Raw genomic sequence first — 14576 nt, forward strand, 5'->3', positions numbered from 1 at the left:
CATGGCACTCTCCGGATGAACGGCATTAAAGAAGACGGGGTATTAGCTGAGAACCAGCCAGAAGCAGACCAGAAGCAATAGCGTGGTGCGGGCGGCGATCCCGCCGAACTGGCGTAGCGTCAGCGCGTTGCCGGAATAAGCCTGCCAAGAGCGCAGCAGCACCCAGGCGGCCCACACGAAGAGCGCGGCGCACAATAATCCCAGCACCACCACGTTGACCTCGGCGGGCTGTGCGGAACTTCCCGCCTGAAACGCGGTGATTTGTTCAGACGTCATTGCGCGGCATCCTCAAGCCGGTAACGGCCTGAAAGTGGGATGATGTGGCGAGGCTGCGCCCGGGCCGGCATCAGATAGTGCTCAATACCGGTACGGATAGTTCCGATATCCGCGTAGGCCTGCGTGTAATCGAAAAAGAAGCGTTCAGCCGGGGCCTGGGCGGCTTGTGTCTGCGCACATTGCAGGGTGGACTCGATATGATTGAGTTGCGTTAGCATCAGGGCAAGACTGGCCTGTTCCGTCGTCGGTGCGGCATAAACCGGACCGGCCAGCAGCATGGCGGATAAACACAGTCGCGAAAGAAAAGTCATTCTGGCCTCCAGAGACAATTGAGGGGAGGCTTGCAGCGTGCCAGAGCGGTTAAACGGTTTCCGCAATCAACTGATTAGCGGAAAAAAAGAAAATTCTTGGGGAAGGCGTTTGGAGCATCAGACGCTATTGTGCTGAACGAGTAGTTCAGAATCCTGTCTCTCCTGTAAGATAACGCTGATTGATAACCATCAGGATGACGATAAATGAGTGAAACTCTTAAGGTATTAAATAACATACGCTCCCTGCGCGCTTTGGCACGCGAAACCGATTTGGCAACGCTGGAAGAGATGCTGGAGAAACTGACGGCCATTGTTGAAGATCGCCGCGAGGAAGACTCCCGAAATCAGCAGGAACAGACTGAACGGCAGGCTAAAATAGAGGCTTTACGCGCCAGATTGCTGGAAGACGGTATTGATCCTGCTGAATTGCTTGGCGATGTAAAAAACCGGCCAGCCAAAGCCAAACGCACGCCTCGTCCCGCCAGATATCAATACACGGATGAAAACGGCAACGAGCGGACATGGACTGGGCAAGGCCGAACCCCTGCCGTCATCCGTGAAGCCATTGAAAAGGACGGCAAGACACTGGAAGATTTTGCCATCTGAAGTCTGGCTCAGATGTTCCCGGGCATGAGTGACATCGATTACTGCGCCAAATACATTGTCAAATCATTCACCCGGCTACGATAATCGTAGTATCGGTAATTCTTCATAACTACGATTATCGTAGTTATGAATGCTCATCGATCGCACAGTGATATTTTCAGTAAACGTTTAAAGGATGCCCGTCAGCTTCGTGGGCTGTCCCAGAAAGGGCTGGGTATCGCCGCCGGGATTGACGAGTTCGTTGCCAGTACGCGTATCAACCGGTATGAAAAAGGCGTACACGAAGCCAATATCGTGACAGCCGGCCATCTGGCGCTGGCTTTACAAGTCCCGCTGGCGTACTTCTATGCAGACGACGATAATCTGGCTAAGATGATCCTGAAATTTGCCGAACTATCGGCAGCTCAACAAAATGCGCTGCTTGCCTCGCTGGAAAATAAATGGATCAGGTAATGCGTTCGTGTTACTTAGCCCGCTTCCCTCTGATTTTTATCTTACGGTCGATTAATCTTCCCTCAGAATCATAGTAACGACTTGGCCAGATCTCGGCAGGGTAAATGCCCAACTTCTCGGCGATTAACCATTCTCCTTTCGGCCAGGGACGTGTCAGAACATTTGCCAGCGTCGATGAACTCAATCCGGCAGAACGAGAAAGCGCGGCCATGGTCGTACTCTGTTTGCGTAAGGCGGCGATGATATCCGCCTGATGCCAGTCGTTTTTCATGTAAATCCCCTAACTTTTCGTCGTAAAAGGAACATGTACCACCTGATGCTACATTATTCGTAGTATGACGTTCAAGCAAAAAAACTACGATTATCGTAGCCATGAAGAGCAAACCCAATTACCACGCTATTTTCTATCAGCGGCTTAAGCAGGCGCGCCAGGGGAAGGGCTATCGCAAAAACAACTCGGCATTGAGGCCGGGATCGATGAGTTTGTCGCCAGTCCCCGTATCAATCGCTATGAAAAGGGCGTGCATGAGGCCGACTCCGAGACGATTCAACGGCAAGCGGATGTGCTGGACGTGTCGTTAGCCTATTTTTATACCGCTGATGATGAACTGGCTGGCCTGAGCCTAAATAGCTGCGCGGAATAGTAGATCAATTTGTGGGAACTCCGTCCGGATTATGCGATCTGATCAATCACCAAACATCACAAATCACCAACCGGACTGAGCGATGCCGAACATTGCACCAATACCCCGTACCGAACGGCGCCTGATGCAGAAAACTATCCATAAAACACGTGATAAAACCATGCCCGCAGACTGACCGCCATGTTGATGTTACATTGGGGCGAACGTGTCAGCGACGTCGCCAGAACGCTCTGCTGTGCCCGCTCATCAGTGGGACGCTGGATTAACTGGTTTACGCTGTCGGGTATTGAAGGTCTCGTCTCTTTACCTGCGGGGCGCGGGCGTCAGTGGCCGTATGAGCATATTTGTGCGTTGCTGCGTCGACTGGTAAAACACACGCCAGGCGATTTTGGTTATCAGCGTTCCCGCTGGAGCACAGAACTGATGGCAATAAAAATCAATGAGATAACCGGGTTTTCAGGTGCATGCCGGGACACTCCGCCGCTGGTTACCCGCTATCGGACTGGTGTGGCGAAAAGCTGCTCCCACACTGTGCATCCGCGACCCGCACAAAAAAGAAAGAATGGCGGAAATTCATCAGGCGCTGGAGAAATGCAGCACAGAAAACCCGGTGTTTTACGAAGATGAGGTGGATATCCATCTCAACCCCAAAATCGGCGCGGACTGGCAGGTACGCGGCCAGCAGAAACGCATAGTGACGCCCGGTCAGAATGAAAAGTACTATCTGGCAGGGCGTTACACAGCAGCACAGGTAAAGTCAGCTATGCTGGAGGCAGCAGCAAAAGTTCAGTCTTATTTATCAGCCTGTTAAAGCATTTGAAGACAACGTACCGGCGGGCAAAAACGATCACCCTCATTGTGGACAATTATATTATCCATAAAAGCCGGGAAACGCAGCGCTGGCTGAAACAGAATCCGAAGTTCAGGGTGATTTCCCAGCCGGTTTACTCGCCGTGGGTTAACCATGTTGAGCGTCTGTGGCAGGCACTGCACGACACAATCACCCGCAACCATCAGTGCCGTTCAATGTGGCAACTGTTGAATAAAGTTCGTTATTTTATGGAAACCGTCAGCCCATTCCCGGGAGGCAGGCATGGGCTGGCAAAAATGTAGCGATATTAGGCGCTAATGAAATGGACACCTCCCCACAAAGGCCTCAGTGAGCCATGCTGTAAGTGCAAACCAACAGCAACATGAAGAGGTGTCCCATGGAACAAATTATCGGAATTGATCTGGCAACGCGAGTTTTTCAGGTGAACATCGTGTCTGCGCAGAGCAGGAAGAAAGCGAACAAAATGATCAACCGTGAAAAACTGATGGCGTTCATTGCTCAGCAGCCTCCGTCCCGTATTGTAATGGAAGCGTGCGGCAGTGCGAATTACTGGTCTCGCCAGTTCAGGCAATACGGACATGACGTCAGGCAAATCAGTCCACAGTATGTCGCTCCCTTCAGGATGGGCAGTAAAAACGATAAAAATGATGCAGCGGCAATTGTAGAAGCTGACAGTCGCCCGAGTATGCGCTATGTGCCGGAGAAATCTCTTGAACAGCAGGATATTCAGTGTCTGCACAGGGTTCGCCAGCGGCTGATGAAAAACAAAACCGCGCTGATTAACCAGATACGGGGTCTGGGCCTGGAATACGGTATCGCCATACCGGAAGGGGCCCATAAAATCATGGCGTGCCTGCCAGATTACCTGGAGGATGCGGGAAATGAGCTCACCACGCTCAGCCGTCAACTGTTCCACGAAATGTTGCAGGAACTTCAGGGCAGTCAGCAGCGAATTAAAGAACCGGACCTGCGTCTTGCGCGTATCAGTCAGCAAAATGAGGATACTCTCCGGCTGGAAAGCATACCCGGTATCGGGCCACTGGGCGCTTCAGCCCTGACGGTGGCGCTGGGTGACAGCACAGATTTTCAGAATGGCCGGCACTTTGCCAGCTATCTGGGTCTGGTTCCGAAAGAGTACAGTAGTGGTGGTAAGGTCAGACTACCCGGGATAACAAAACGTGGAGATGGTTATCTGCGTGGGTTACTTATCCACGGCGCTCGCTCAGTGGTTTACCGGATTATTAACCTCCCGGAAGAACGGTGTGGTGGTTTTCAGCGATGGCTGAAGGGTGTTATTGCCCGAAGTGGCGTGAATAAGGCTGTAGTGGCGCTTGCCAACAAAAATGCCCGAATAGCCTGGGCGCTTATAAACCAGAAGACAGCGTACATGATCAAGTAACTAACTGATTTTAATAAGTCCCAAGAGTTGATGTGCTGACAGGTAGAACCGACTCTTTGTAAACCTGGCAAATAGCCGGGCTGTAACAAGCCATGGCACTAATGAGGGCAGAGAGTGCGGATGTTCATCAGGGCTCACGAAGCCGGATATATGTGTGTGGCTACTTTGTCAGAAAAAGATCTGCCCGTACTTGTATCGGGGAGGTGTCCATATAAGCTATTTAGCATTTCAGGTTCTATCGCCGGAGGACGAAACGGAAATTTTGGCGCTAGTAAAAAGTCGAATGGGTGGTGAACTATCAGTAATTTAGCATCCTGCCGATTGCCCAGTGCTGTATCAATGGTACAGGGTATGGCGGTATTTTTCAGTTTTACTACCTCAGCGAAGGCGATAGAAGTGATCTATTCGTGGGAAGATAGAAAAGCATTGTTGAGTGGCAATTTTGTGATGAAAAACCAGTCGCTTGTTCTGCCAGCTAGGGGCGTCAGTGTCAGTCTTGTTGAAGAGAATTTTGCCTAACTATAAACAGCTGAGAGTTATGGAGCGACGAGCACTTGATTTTGCGTGTTTGGTTGATAGATGGCGCAGGTAATGACGAACCAAAACATTCTCATAAATTTCTCCGTATCGGTTAATCAATCGGAGCACAACACTGTTTTTCCCACTGACCAGTACGTCGGACTTTGAGCTGTCTGATCCTACCCACGAATAGTGGACACGCTGTTAAGCGAGTAAAATCGTTAACAAGGTGAACCATGACGCAAGCAAAATCTGTGAAGAAGACATCCCGTAATCAATATACCCCGGAATTTCGCCAGCAGGCGCTGGCGCTGGCTGAGCGCATCGGTGTGGCCAAAGCTGCCCGGGCGCTCGGCCTGCACGACTCTCAACTCTACGTCTGGCGCAGTAAACAACGTCAGCAGGGCTCCACCTCTGAGCGTGAGCAGCAACAGGCAACAGAAATCGCCCGCCTCAAGCGCCAACTGGCCGAGCGGGATGAGGAACTGGCCATCCTCCAAAAGGCGGCCACCTACTTCGCCAGACGCCTGAAGTGAAGTACGCTTTTATACACCAACATCAGGCGGCGTTCTCAGTGAAAAGCCTGGCCCGGGTGTTGCGTGTCTCGCGCAGTGGCTGAAGCGCCGGCAATCCTCCTCGCTGCGGCAGATGCGCCGCCAGCAGTGTGATGAGCGGGTGGCGCAAGCTTTTATACAGGCAAAACAGCGCTATGGCGCGCCCCGTTTGACGCAGGCGTTGCGTGAAGCCGGCCATGGCTGGAACCGTAAAACGGTGGCAGCCAGTCTGTGACGTCAGGGATTACGGGCCAGAGCGGCGCGTAAGTTCAAAGCCACGACAAACAGCCGGCATAACCTGCCGGTGGCGCCGAACCTGTTGCAACAGGACTTCAGTGCAACGGGGCCGGACCAGAAGTACGTTGGGGATATCACCTATCTGTGGACAGAGGAAGGCTGGCTGTACCTGGCGGTGGTTATCGACCTGTATTCGCGTCGGGTGGTGTGTTGGTCAATGTCGGAACGAATGACGGCGGAACTGGCGTGCAATACGTTGAAAATGGCGCTGTGGCGGCGAAAGATGCCGCGAGGCGTGATAGTTCATTCTGACAGAGGTAGCCAGTATTGTTCCCATGATTATCAGGGTGTTATAAAAGACAATGGACTGATATGCAGTATGAGCGCAAAGGGCTGTTGTTTTGATAACGCCTGTGCGGAAAGCTTCTTCCACAGCCTGAAAGTGGAGCTAATCCACGGAGAGAGGTTCAACACGCGGGAGGAGATGAAATCGGCGGTATTCGAGTATTCGAGATAGACTACAATTGGCGCCGACGGCATAGTGCCAACGGCGGGCTAAGCCCGGTGCAATTTGAGGAAAGAAACCTCGCTTAAGGCTGTGTCCACCGTTGCTGGGCAAGATCAGTCAGGAGTAACGATACGCTTAAAGACGACAAACCAGATTACGTATAACCTTAATTCCTTGCAGTTGTTATCATGTTCGACTTAGCACCGGTTATCTTTACGAATCTGTTCGATATGAATGGCAAGAAACATCACTTCTTCTATTGTTAATTCATACTGATAGTGATTCAGCAGATGCGCTTTAATCTTTTCCGCACATTCCCACGCTTGACTATAATTGATTTTGATCGCAGAGTGTAAATTGGTATCGTCATCCTGAACCGTAGAGCGGTTCAGCATCCGTTGCGCAAAGAACTTTAGATGAGTAACAAAGCGATGGTAACTTAAGTTATCCTCTTTATACTCCAAATTGAGCTGATATTTCGTGATATCCAGAACTTCATTTACTATTTGAGTAATGTGGATTACTTCTGGCATTTCATGACCGAGTTGAGCAGTGACCAGATGTAATGCAATGAAGCCCGCTTCATCCTCAGTCATTCTGACGCCAAGACGATTGTCAATGATATCAATCGCTTCAAGACCCAGTTGATATTCTTTAGGATAAAGACGTTTTATTTCCCATAACAATACGTTGCGGATATTGATGCCTTTCTTATGGCGTTCAAGCGCGGAGTAGCAGTGATCGGTAAGTGAGATATAAATATTTTCCTGCAATTCCCCCAGTTTTTGCTTTGATACGTTGATAATACGATCGCATGTCGTCATCACTTCAATAGGAATCTGGCCGAGTAGCTCGCTTAATCTGAACGTGATTTCATCATTTTTTAAAGAAAATATTTTTTCAACTTTTCTGTCATCAAGCATATCGTTGGTTTTTTTTTTAAATCCTATGCCGAGCCCCATAACGACCTGCTCTCGATGGTTTTCGTCCAAGACCACAACGATGTTGTGGTTAATGACTTTGGCAATTTTCATCATAACCTCAGAAAAAATCTGAAAGATTCAGGTTTACCTGCCAATAAAGTAACAGATATGCATGCTAAAATAGCACTTTATTTTTTTAATTCAATATGAAGCAACATCCAGTATTTTCATTCAACTAAGCCGGGAGGTTAGAATAGTCGCATAACGGAAAAATAGGAAATGAAGTGTTGAAAATAACTTCATTCCCAAGATAACGATTATTTTAGGTGAGCCGTTCCTTCCTCCAGGACGGATATTTGCAATATCGTTTGTTCATCAGAAACAAATTTTTCTTTACCACTCACGATGGACTCATAAAGCATATCATAAATACGTCCATAATCGCCTACTTCGGAAGTGACTTTCTCTTCATGATAAGTACCTTCATCATCATAATAAATGATGGTTCCATAGTCGCTGGGATTATCTACGCCAAAGTCGTCGTGATCGGGTAAGTAAAAAAGTTTTAAATGTTCTTCCTGCCGATCTTTTTTCTCTTTGATGAACATTCCGTGTTTGCCATATACGACAAAACTGGGGCGTTCTTTTACTCTGAAGAAACTGGATTTTACCGATACTTTAACAATGCCGTAATATAAGTCCAGATCAAAGTAATCATTCATTCTGCCCTCGCCAAGCAACTGGCGAACATCATAATGAATACGATCGGGATTACCAAAATAAGATAATACTTGATCTAATGTATGACATCCATGACCGTATAGGTAGCTATCGATCTGTGCATAATTTTTACATTGTTCCGGGAAGTAGGGACGATAATAGTCATAGTGCATTTCTACTTCCAGCAGATCGCCTAATTTTCCTGATTCAATGACTTTCTGGGTAGTAAGAAAATCACTGTCCAATCTTCTGTTTTGATAACATTGAATTACTCGATTTTTGTTTTTCGCCAATTCGAATAATTCTTTTGCCTGGCTGGTGGTGTGAGTGAAGGGTTTTTCCACCAGACAATGCTTATTGGCATTAAGAACTTGTTTTGCCAGTTCGTAATGGGTGACGGCGGGCGTACAGATCACAATCAGATCAATATCGGCATCATTTAACAGAACATTAATTTCGTTTGTGTATGTGACATCGGGGATCTCCACCCAGTCTTTTTTCCCTTTATTGGGGGAGTAAATCGTTTTTACATGAAATTTGTCTTTTCTCTGTAATACAAAGGGTAAATGGTATCTATTGGTACTTTTACCATTTCCGATATAACCGACGGTAAGCATCTTATTGCTTTTCATTCTTAATATCCCCCTTTATTGATTCGTGCGGAATCAATAATATCCAAGGCTTGTAAACTGACGTCCAACATAGCATGAGCGCGCTCATAATCCAAATTATCTATGATATGAGAAAATGTTTCAAACTCATAATATAGTCGGTGTTTGTTATCGTTACTATCAATTAACTCCGATTCACCCGTGTTTTTATTCAGAGTGAATGATTTAAGAACGTTCATAGAGCTTTCTATAGTAATATTACCTTCAGTTCCTTGAATCGATATCATAATCGGCGCTTTACAATCTTTTGCGCCAATGCTGGACACTTTGAATTTACCATAGTCTAAATAGAGAATCCCGCTGGTGTCGACGCCTTTCTCTACATTTGAAAAGTATTGCGATGCTTTTGGCGAACCGAATAATCCAATAATGGAATGTATGTTATAAATGTTCAAATCCATTAATGCGCCGCCATGCTTTTGCGCATCGAATGCTGGATGAATTATACCTTTCTTGAAATCTGCGTATCTTGATGAGTACTGGCTGTAATTAAATTGAGCGATTTTTATTTCACCCAATATCTTGATTTTTTCTTTCAGTAACGTAAATGCAGGAAGGTAATGAATATTCATTGCCTCAAGAATTATCAGGTTGTTAGCCTGAGCGATCTGTTGCATTTCAATAAGCTCGGATTTATAAGGAACAATCGGCTTTTCAATAATGACGTGTTTTCCTTTTTCCAGCGCTTGTTTTGCAAAGACGAAATGTAAATGATTCGGGAGAGCGATATAGATAGTGTCGACATCGCTCTGTAGCAAGCTGTTATAGTCAATAAAAACATGCTCAATTCCATAGGCATCGCTTAATTTACGACCTTCTTCAATCGTGGCTTCTGTTGCCAAAATAGCGACTAATTTGATATCCAACTCGTTGACCGTGGTCAGTAAATCATTAACGATCATTCCGGTGCCGATAATTCCAATTTTCATAGATTATCTCTGCTCTTTATTTAAAAATCTAAATGGATTTTCATTAATCTTCAGGGTCATTCCATCCCAAAACTAATGTCATGGTAAAACATAGTATGAAAGACATTACCGCCGCAGTTACCGCGTAAATTAAATTGGCATACTCGCTGCTTTTCATAAACATTAATATCGCTACCAAAGAGGGCACGCTGAATGCATATGCTTTAAGTGACACCACACCGATAAAGATACCCGTTATCCCTGACCCAATCATCGTTGCAATGAAGGGCTTGCGAAGTTTTAACGCCACGCCATAAATAACGGGTTCGGTTATGCCGGATATCGCTGCGGTGATGAATCCGGAAATCGAAATGGCTTTCAGATTGGTATTTTTAGTTTTCCAGGCGACGGCCGCACTGGCGGCGGAAAATCCGATATTTACCGCCAACATGGCCGGTAATACAATGGACTCGTGTCCGCTTGTTCCCATTGAGCTAATCATATAGGGCACCATCGCCCAATGCATGCCGGTAACGATAAAAAACGGCAATACTGCTGAAAAGATACCCAACGTCAGCCAACTGAAACTTCCCTGGCTGGCCGAAATAATTACCGACGCGATCCCCGAGCCAATAATATTTCCCAATGGCGCCAGCAGAATCAATGAAACAGGGACGCAAACTAGCAGTATCAACATGGGTTTTAAAATTGTTTTAGCCCATCCTGAAATATACTTATCGGCAATAGGTTCTATGATAGATAAAAACCATACGATAAGAAAGGCGGGAATAACTGACGAAGCATAATGCGAAGCTACCACAGGAATGGTTAAAAATGACGAATTCCCTTGTGTAAACATCGAAATAAGATCAGGATGAATAAGAATACTCACGGTGGCGACTGATAACAACGGGCTGCATTTCATCCTCACCGCAGCCGAATAGGCCACCATGATAGGCATAAAGTAAAATGCCGTATCACTGATAATGCTGAGGATCTTGATCGTGGGATATTCTGTCGATATATTGAATAAGTCCAAAAGCAGGATAACTATCTTAATCATTCCGCAGCCAATAAGCACCGGCAGCAGGGAGCTCATGGTTCCGGTAATAACATCAAGGATTGCGTTGCCAATTTGTTTGATTGACAACGATTTGCCGCGTTCTGATAGGTTTTCTTTTGGCAGGACTAACTGGTCAGCATTATCATTTACTGATATTAATTTCATTAAATCGGCGTAAAACCGAGATACATCCGTCCCAACTATTATCTGATATTGTCCGCCTCGGCGGGATATCCCCATTACGCCTGCGATATTTTTAACGCGTACATCGTCAATTGTATCGTCATTTATTAATACAAATCTTAAACGTGTCATGCAATGGGATAGTGAAACAATGTTCTCGACTCCACCTATTTCACGCAGTATGGCTGATGTTGAGTCCACCGTTTTCATAATAAAAACCCGCCTTTATTTTTAGGAAAAAAAAACCTGATTTGGCGAAATTCCTATTGAAATAGAAACTTCGCCAAATCAGGTTTTGCCCGCTATGCAGCCACAATCCGCTTTGCAGTCACAATCCACATGTATAATTTAATAAAAAACTGGTATTGACAATGTAATCAACACAATATTGTGATCAAGGTCTCATCACTAACTGAATATATGTAGATATCTGACTTACATCGATGTGGCTTCCGTGAAGGGCGTATTAAATAACTTAGTATATTGTGGTGACGACGCTAATTAATTGAATTTTATTGAAAATGAAAGATTTTAGGTTGAATGTGGAGAAGCGTATCTTGGGTCACTGTAGAGAACACATCCTGATTTTTGCAATCTGTATCAGATGAAGCCTTATCGGAATTTCGGGGATCATGACGTAATCACAGAAACAAATCTGTGGACTTCGATTTACTGTGTTGATGGATAACAGGAATACTCGCCTCCTTCGCTCGCCGGTCAGTCTCTATAGCTGGTCGTTCATAACGATTGGAGTGCCATTCATATCGAAGGAACGACATAAATATTGCGGCTTAGTTGAATAAATCGAACTTTTAGGCGATTGGCGGATCTTATCACGAAAGTCGTTTCAACAGTGGGCTGCCATGGCAAAGCAAAAGTTTAAAATTTCCAACTGGTCTGCCTACAACAATGCGCTCAGGCAGCGTGCCTCCCTGACTGGGTGGCTCGTGCATGGACTGATTGTGCTCACCCTGAAGGTCGTGGCCGACCGTTTCACTACACCGATATGGCCATCACAACGGTTCTGATGTGTTTAACCTTTCGCTCCGGGCATTACAGGGCTTCATTGACTCTATTTTTAAATTAATGACCTGTATTATGTTGCCCGGATTACTCTCTGGTCAGCAAACGAGCAAAGGGCGTCAATATCAGTATAAAAATGCCTACCCGTGGCGAAATCTCCCACCTCGACATTGACGCCACCGGACTGAAAGTCTTCGGCGAAGGCGAATGGAAAGTCAGGCAGCATGGGGCTGACAGGCACAGAGTATAGTGCAAGCGTCATCTGGCCGCGGACAGTACAACGCATGATATTATCTGTGCCGATTTATCGCTCAGCGGTACGACAGATGCGCAGGCACTGCCGGGACTGATTAACCAGACCTACCGGAAAATCAGGGAAGCATTAGCTGACGGTGCTTATGACACCCGTTACTGTCATGATGGGTTGCTGAGGAAAAAAATCAGGCCACTTATTCCGCCACGAAGCGGTGCGCACTACCGGCAGACAAGTACCAAGAGTGTAACCGCGCCGTGGCGAATCAGTATCTGAGCGGCAGTAATGATACCTGGAAAAATAAAGCTGGTTATCACCGGCATTCAGTGGCAGAAACGACGATGATTCCGAATCAAAACCCTCTGGGCGGTCATCTGAGCCTGCGGGATTATGACGCGCAGGCAGGCGAAGCGATGGCAATGGTTAAAGCGCTTAACCGGATGACGTTGTTGGGGATGCAGGACAGCGTCAGGATCGCATAACGAGTGCATCGGTGGGAACCCTGCTGTTGGCTGGCTCTGAATTATTCAACAAAGCCAGATATTGCATCAATTTTCTCGGAACAGCCATCAGGTAAATCAGAGCGTTGTTTGTTACGCAGAGACATAATTGCAATACGTTTCATGAATATGTGATGTATCCAACCATAGGATAATATCTGCGGTCGGAAAACGTAGATCGAATGTTCTGCGATGATAACTACTTTCACATTTCCAGCGAGAATCTCTTATCACTCTGCTACTGAACTTACTTGCCATTAGTTTAGGCCAATTTTGCCCTCATGTCGCGATGGATCTCTGGGGACCGGCCTGTTTTCCCCTATTTGGTGCCTAATGAAGATCTTCCAATTTATGCATTTTATAAAATAACAATACGTTTTTTTGGGGGGAGCAACGTTATGAGTAGGTTAGTTGAAGAGAAAAGTCCAGAAAGGAACTTGTGTTTTCATGATGTAGTCATTCGTTGTCGCCAAATAAAAAAGGTGTATTACAAGGAGAACAATACCTGAATAATAATTTTCCTTTGGTTTTTCTTGTTGTTATTAAATTGATGATATATGGAGACATCTTTAATGTCAAATGTATTCGATGTATTTTTGTATATAACATTGTCCTTTATGAGTTTCATTACCTCATTAATTTTATCTTGTATTGAGTTGTTCTCAGTTACGTGAATTCAATGCTTAAGGTGAAAATGAGGAAAATCAATATCAGGCCTCTCTTTCCAAAACGAAGGTGGAACACTCTAGTCAGATAAAAAACCATAATGAATGAATTGCCCTCCACGTTTTAGTGCATAAGATGTGCACATAGCATCATATCCACCCACACAATCAAGTACGGCGTCAACACCATCTGATTTTTTATTTAATTAAGTTCATTATAGTAGTTCCTATTGCCAAGTATTATGATGCTGTAGACTGTGTAATTATTAATAAAACCTTTTTCAGGCCTATGTCTTATGATGGTTATTTGGTTTTTTTTCATGCAGTTGGCGATGCGAATAAGCATTCTTCCAATCGATGAATTAGCCGCATTAATTATAAGATTTACGTTATCTCTAAGTGGTAATCTTTCTGACGTGATTAATAATGCTGTCATGGAATTAATATGACCGATAGCTGCTTGTTGTTCTGATATATCATTGGGGATAGAAAAAAACATTTCGCCTAAATATTTTTACTGGTTTGCCAGGCTCCCATGCTGCCAATAGGTAATATGAGCTATTTTATATTTAGATCCGTTGCCGATGAACCAATATTACTGATTCTACCTACCCCCTCAAAGCTAGGAGATAAGTGGGTTTATTCTCGATTTATATGCTCAGAAAATAGTGATTAAATCTGGTGAATTAATGGTGAAGAATCATTCTCACTCGTTCCATATTCGGTAATATATCTTCACAGTTACACGTTGATTCTATTTCCCGGGGTCTCTTACAATCGATCTTGTATACTCTTCTCTATACATATTAGTATCCTCCCCCATATGTTTGTTGATTTTATCATTTGCTATAGTATGGCGGAATAGTCTTTTTATAAAAATCTGGTTGTTATGAATAGTAGGATACTCATTATTATATAATTCAATCTATTGGTGGTGATTATTTCTTATAATCATGTTCTCTGATGTTGAATATTTTGTTATAACTGGTATTGTCAGTGTTTTTATATGAAATATCCACTTCTATATATAAGGTGTGTTGGATTTTTTTTTCGCCAGAAAATAATGGCTCATCGCCTAATCCGGTTAATAACCAATTCAAATGTTATCATCTTTCCAGTTTCATCTGTAGGCTATGTTTATTTGTTTCGGGAAATTGTTGCCTGGAGCGGATTTCTGTTGGTGTGTGGCATTTTAATAGAAATAGATTGTAAGTTAGATGTTTCTCATGTTTGGTGCTCGCATTATATTAAATAGCTTCGCATAATAGCGCTACACATGTAGATCATAACAGGTCTCGCACGATTAGACGTGAAGCATCAAGGTGAAA

Annotated in this window: 11 protein-coding genes and 4 pseudogenes; 8 read left to right on the top strand and 7 right to left on the bottom strand. The window is 45.1% G+C overall.

The features are described from left to right. Window positions 1–42: 42 nt before the first annotated feature. Window positions 43–276, bottom strand: coding sequence for a TIGR03758 family integrating conjugative element protein (locus tag JG725_RS14865; protein ID WP_172290865.1), 234 nt, complete (start codon window positions 274–276; stop codon window positions 43–45). After that, window positions 273–587, bottom strand: a complete 315-nt coding sequence (locus JG725_RS14870; RefSeq protein WP_172290866.1) for an RAQPRD family integrative conjugative element protein — start codon at window positions 585–587, stop codon at window positions 273–275. The genes JG725_RS14865 and JG725_RS14870 overlap by 4 nt, the downstream gene beginning before the upstream one ends. A gap of 204 nt (window positions 588–791) precedes the next feature. On the opposite strand from JG725_RS14870, the gene JG725_RS14875 reads away from it, so the two are divergent. Both JG725_RS14875 and JG725_RS14880 read left to right on the top strand, forming a co-directional pair. Next, complete coding sequence (locus JG725_RS14875; RefSeq protein ID WP_172290867.1) at window positions 792–1193, top strand: H-NS family nucleoid-associated regulatory protein; 402 nt, start codon at window positions 792–794, stop codon at window positions 1191–1193. A 126-nt stretch (window positions 1194–1319) separates the two neighbouring features. After that, on the top strand, window positions 1320–1646 hold the full coding sequence (locus JG725_RS14880) for a helix-turn-helix domain-containing protein (RefSeq protein ID WP_172290868.1): 327 nt from the start codon (window positions 1320–1322) through the stop codon (window positions 1644–1646). 10 nt (window positions 1647–1656) lie between these two features. Here the strand turns inward: JG725_RS14880 and JG725_RS14885 are convergent, their stop codons facing one another. After that, window positions 1657–1917 (bottom strand): helix-turn-helix transcriptional regulator, encoded by a 261-nt coding sequence (locus JG725_RS14885; protein WP_172290869.1) that lies wholly within the window; start codon window positions 1915–1917, stop codon window positions 1657–1659. 101 nt (window positions 1918–2018) lie between these two features. On the opposite strand from JG725_RS14885, the pseudogene JG725_RS14890 reads away from it, so the two are divergent. The 5 genes and pseudogenes from JG725_RS14890 to JG725_RS14910 all read left to right on the top strand — a co-directional run bounded on the left by JG725_RS14890 (window position 2019) and on the right by JG725_RS14910 (window position 6425). After that, window positions 2019–2290, top strand: a pseudogene (locus JG725_RS14890) (helix-turn-helix domain-containing protein). 82 nt (window positions 2291–2372) lie between these two features. Then, window positions 2373–3403 (top strand): annotated as a pseudogene (locus JG725_RS14895) (IS630 family transposase). Between the two features lie 95 nt (window positions 3404–3498). Beyond that, the gene (locus tag JG725_RS14900; RefSeq protein ID WP_150435047.1) at window positions 3499–4521 is read left to right on the top strand and encodes an IS110 family transposase; all 1023 of its coding nucleotides are present in this window, start codon (window positions 3499–3501) and stop codon (window positions 4519–4521) included. 351 nt (window positions 4522–4872) lie between these two features. Next, the gene (locus tag JG725_RS14905) at window positions 4873–5040 is read left to right on the top strand and encodes a hypothetical protein (protein ID WP_172290870.1); all 168 of its coding nucleotides are present in this window, start codon (window positions 4873–4875) and stop codon (window positions 5038–5040) included. A 236-nt stretch (window positions 5041–5276) separates the two neighbouring features. Further along, window positions 5277–6425 (top strand): annotated as a pseudogene (locus tag JG725_RS14910) (IS3 family transposase). 111 nt (window positions 6426–6536) lie between these two features. Here the strand turns inward: JG725_RS14910 and licT are convergent. From licT to JG725_RS14930, 4 genes are all read right to left on the bottom strand, one after another. After that, window positions 6537–7373, bottom strand: a complete 837-nt coding sequence (gene licT, locus JG725_RS14915) for a BglG family transcription antiterminator LicT (protein ID WP_150437372.1) — start codon at window positions 7371–7373, stop codon at window positions 6537–6539. A gap of 206 nt (window positions 7374–7579) precedes the next feature. Beyond that, window positions 7580–8614 carry a Gfo/Idh/MocA family oxidoreductase gene (locus JG725_RS14920; protein WP_223881672.1) on the bottom strand — a complete coding sequence of 345 codons (1035 nt, stop codon included), beginning with the start codon at window positions 8612–8614 and terminating at the stop codon, window positions 7580–7582. A 2-nt stretch (window positions 8615–8616) separates the two neighbouring features. Next, entirely contained in the window at window positions 8617–9582 is a 966-nt protein-coding gene (locus JG725_RS14925; RefSeq protein WP_150437295.1) for a Gfo/Idh/MocA family protein, read from the bottom strand. A gap of 43 nt (window positions 9583–9625) precedes the next feature. Next, window positions 9626–11017, bottom strand: a complete 1392-nt coding sequence (locus JG725_RS14930; protein WP_150437296.1) for a PTS transporter subunit EIIC — start codon at window positions 11015–11017, stop codon at window positions 9626–9628. 653 nt (window positions 11018–11670) lie between these two features. Between JG725_RS14930 and JG725_RS14935 the strand changes: the two are divergent. Further along, window positions 11671–12565 (top strand): annotated as a pseudogene (locus tag JG725_RS14935) (IS5 family transposase). The last annotated feature ends 2011 nt before the right edge of the window (window positions 12566–14576 follow it).

Origin of the sequence: Brenneria sp. L3-3C-1, from assembly GCF_016456245.1 — a bacterium.
Lineage (GTDB): Bacteria > Pseudomonadota > Gammaproteobacteria > Enterobacterales > Enterobacteriaceae > Brenneria.

What these genes read in the sequence shown, in the direction of transcription:
- JG725_RS14880 (WP_172290868.1), top strand. Translation starts at nt 1,320, where the DNA reads ATGAATGCTCATCGATCGCACAGTGATATTTTCAGTAAACGTTTAAAG.
- JG725_RS14900 (WP_150435047.1), top strand. Translation starts at nt 3,499, where the DNA reads ATGGAACAAATTATCGGAATTGATCTGGCAACGCGAGTTTTTCAGGTG.
- JG725_RS14865 (WP_172290865.1), bottom strand. Translation starts at nt 276, where the DNA reads ATGACGTCTGAACAAATCACCGCGTTTCAGGCGGGAAGTTCCGCACAG.
- JG725_RS14905 (WP_172290870.1), top strand. Translation starts at nt 4,873, where the DNA reads ATGGCGGTATTTTTCAGTTTTACTACCTCAGCGAAGGCGATAGAAGTG.
- licT (WP_150437372.1), bottom strand. Translation starts at nt 7,373, where the DNA reads ATGAAAATTGCCAAAGTCATTAACCACAACATCGTTGTGGTCTTGGAC.
- JG725_RS14925 (WP_150437295.1), bottom strand. Translation starts at nt 9,582, where the DNA reads ATGAAAATTGGAATTATCGGCACCGGAATGATCGTTAATGATTTACTG.
- JG725_RS14885 (WP_172290869.1), bottom strand. Translation starts at nt 1,917, where the DNA reads ATGAAAAACGACTGGCATCAGGCGGATATCATCGCCGCCTTACGCAAA.
- JG725_RS14870 (WP_172290866.1), bottom strand. Translation starts at nt 587, where the DNA reads ATGACTTTTCTTTCGCGACTGTGTTTATCCGCCATGCTGCTGGCCGGT.
- JG725_RS14920 (WP_223881672.1), bottom strand. Translation starts at nt 8,614, where the DNA reads ATGAAAAGCAATAAGATGCTTACCGTCGGTTATATCGGAAATGGTAAA.
- JG725_RS14930 (WP_150437296.1), bottom strand. Translation starts at nt 11,017, where the DNA reads ATGAAAACGGTGGACTCAACATCAGCCATACTGCGTGAAATAGGTGGA.
- JG725_RS14875 (WP_172290867.1), top strand. Translation starts at nt 792, where the DNA reads ATGAGTGAAACTCTTAAGGTATTAAATAACATACGCTCCCTGCGCGCT.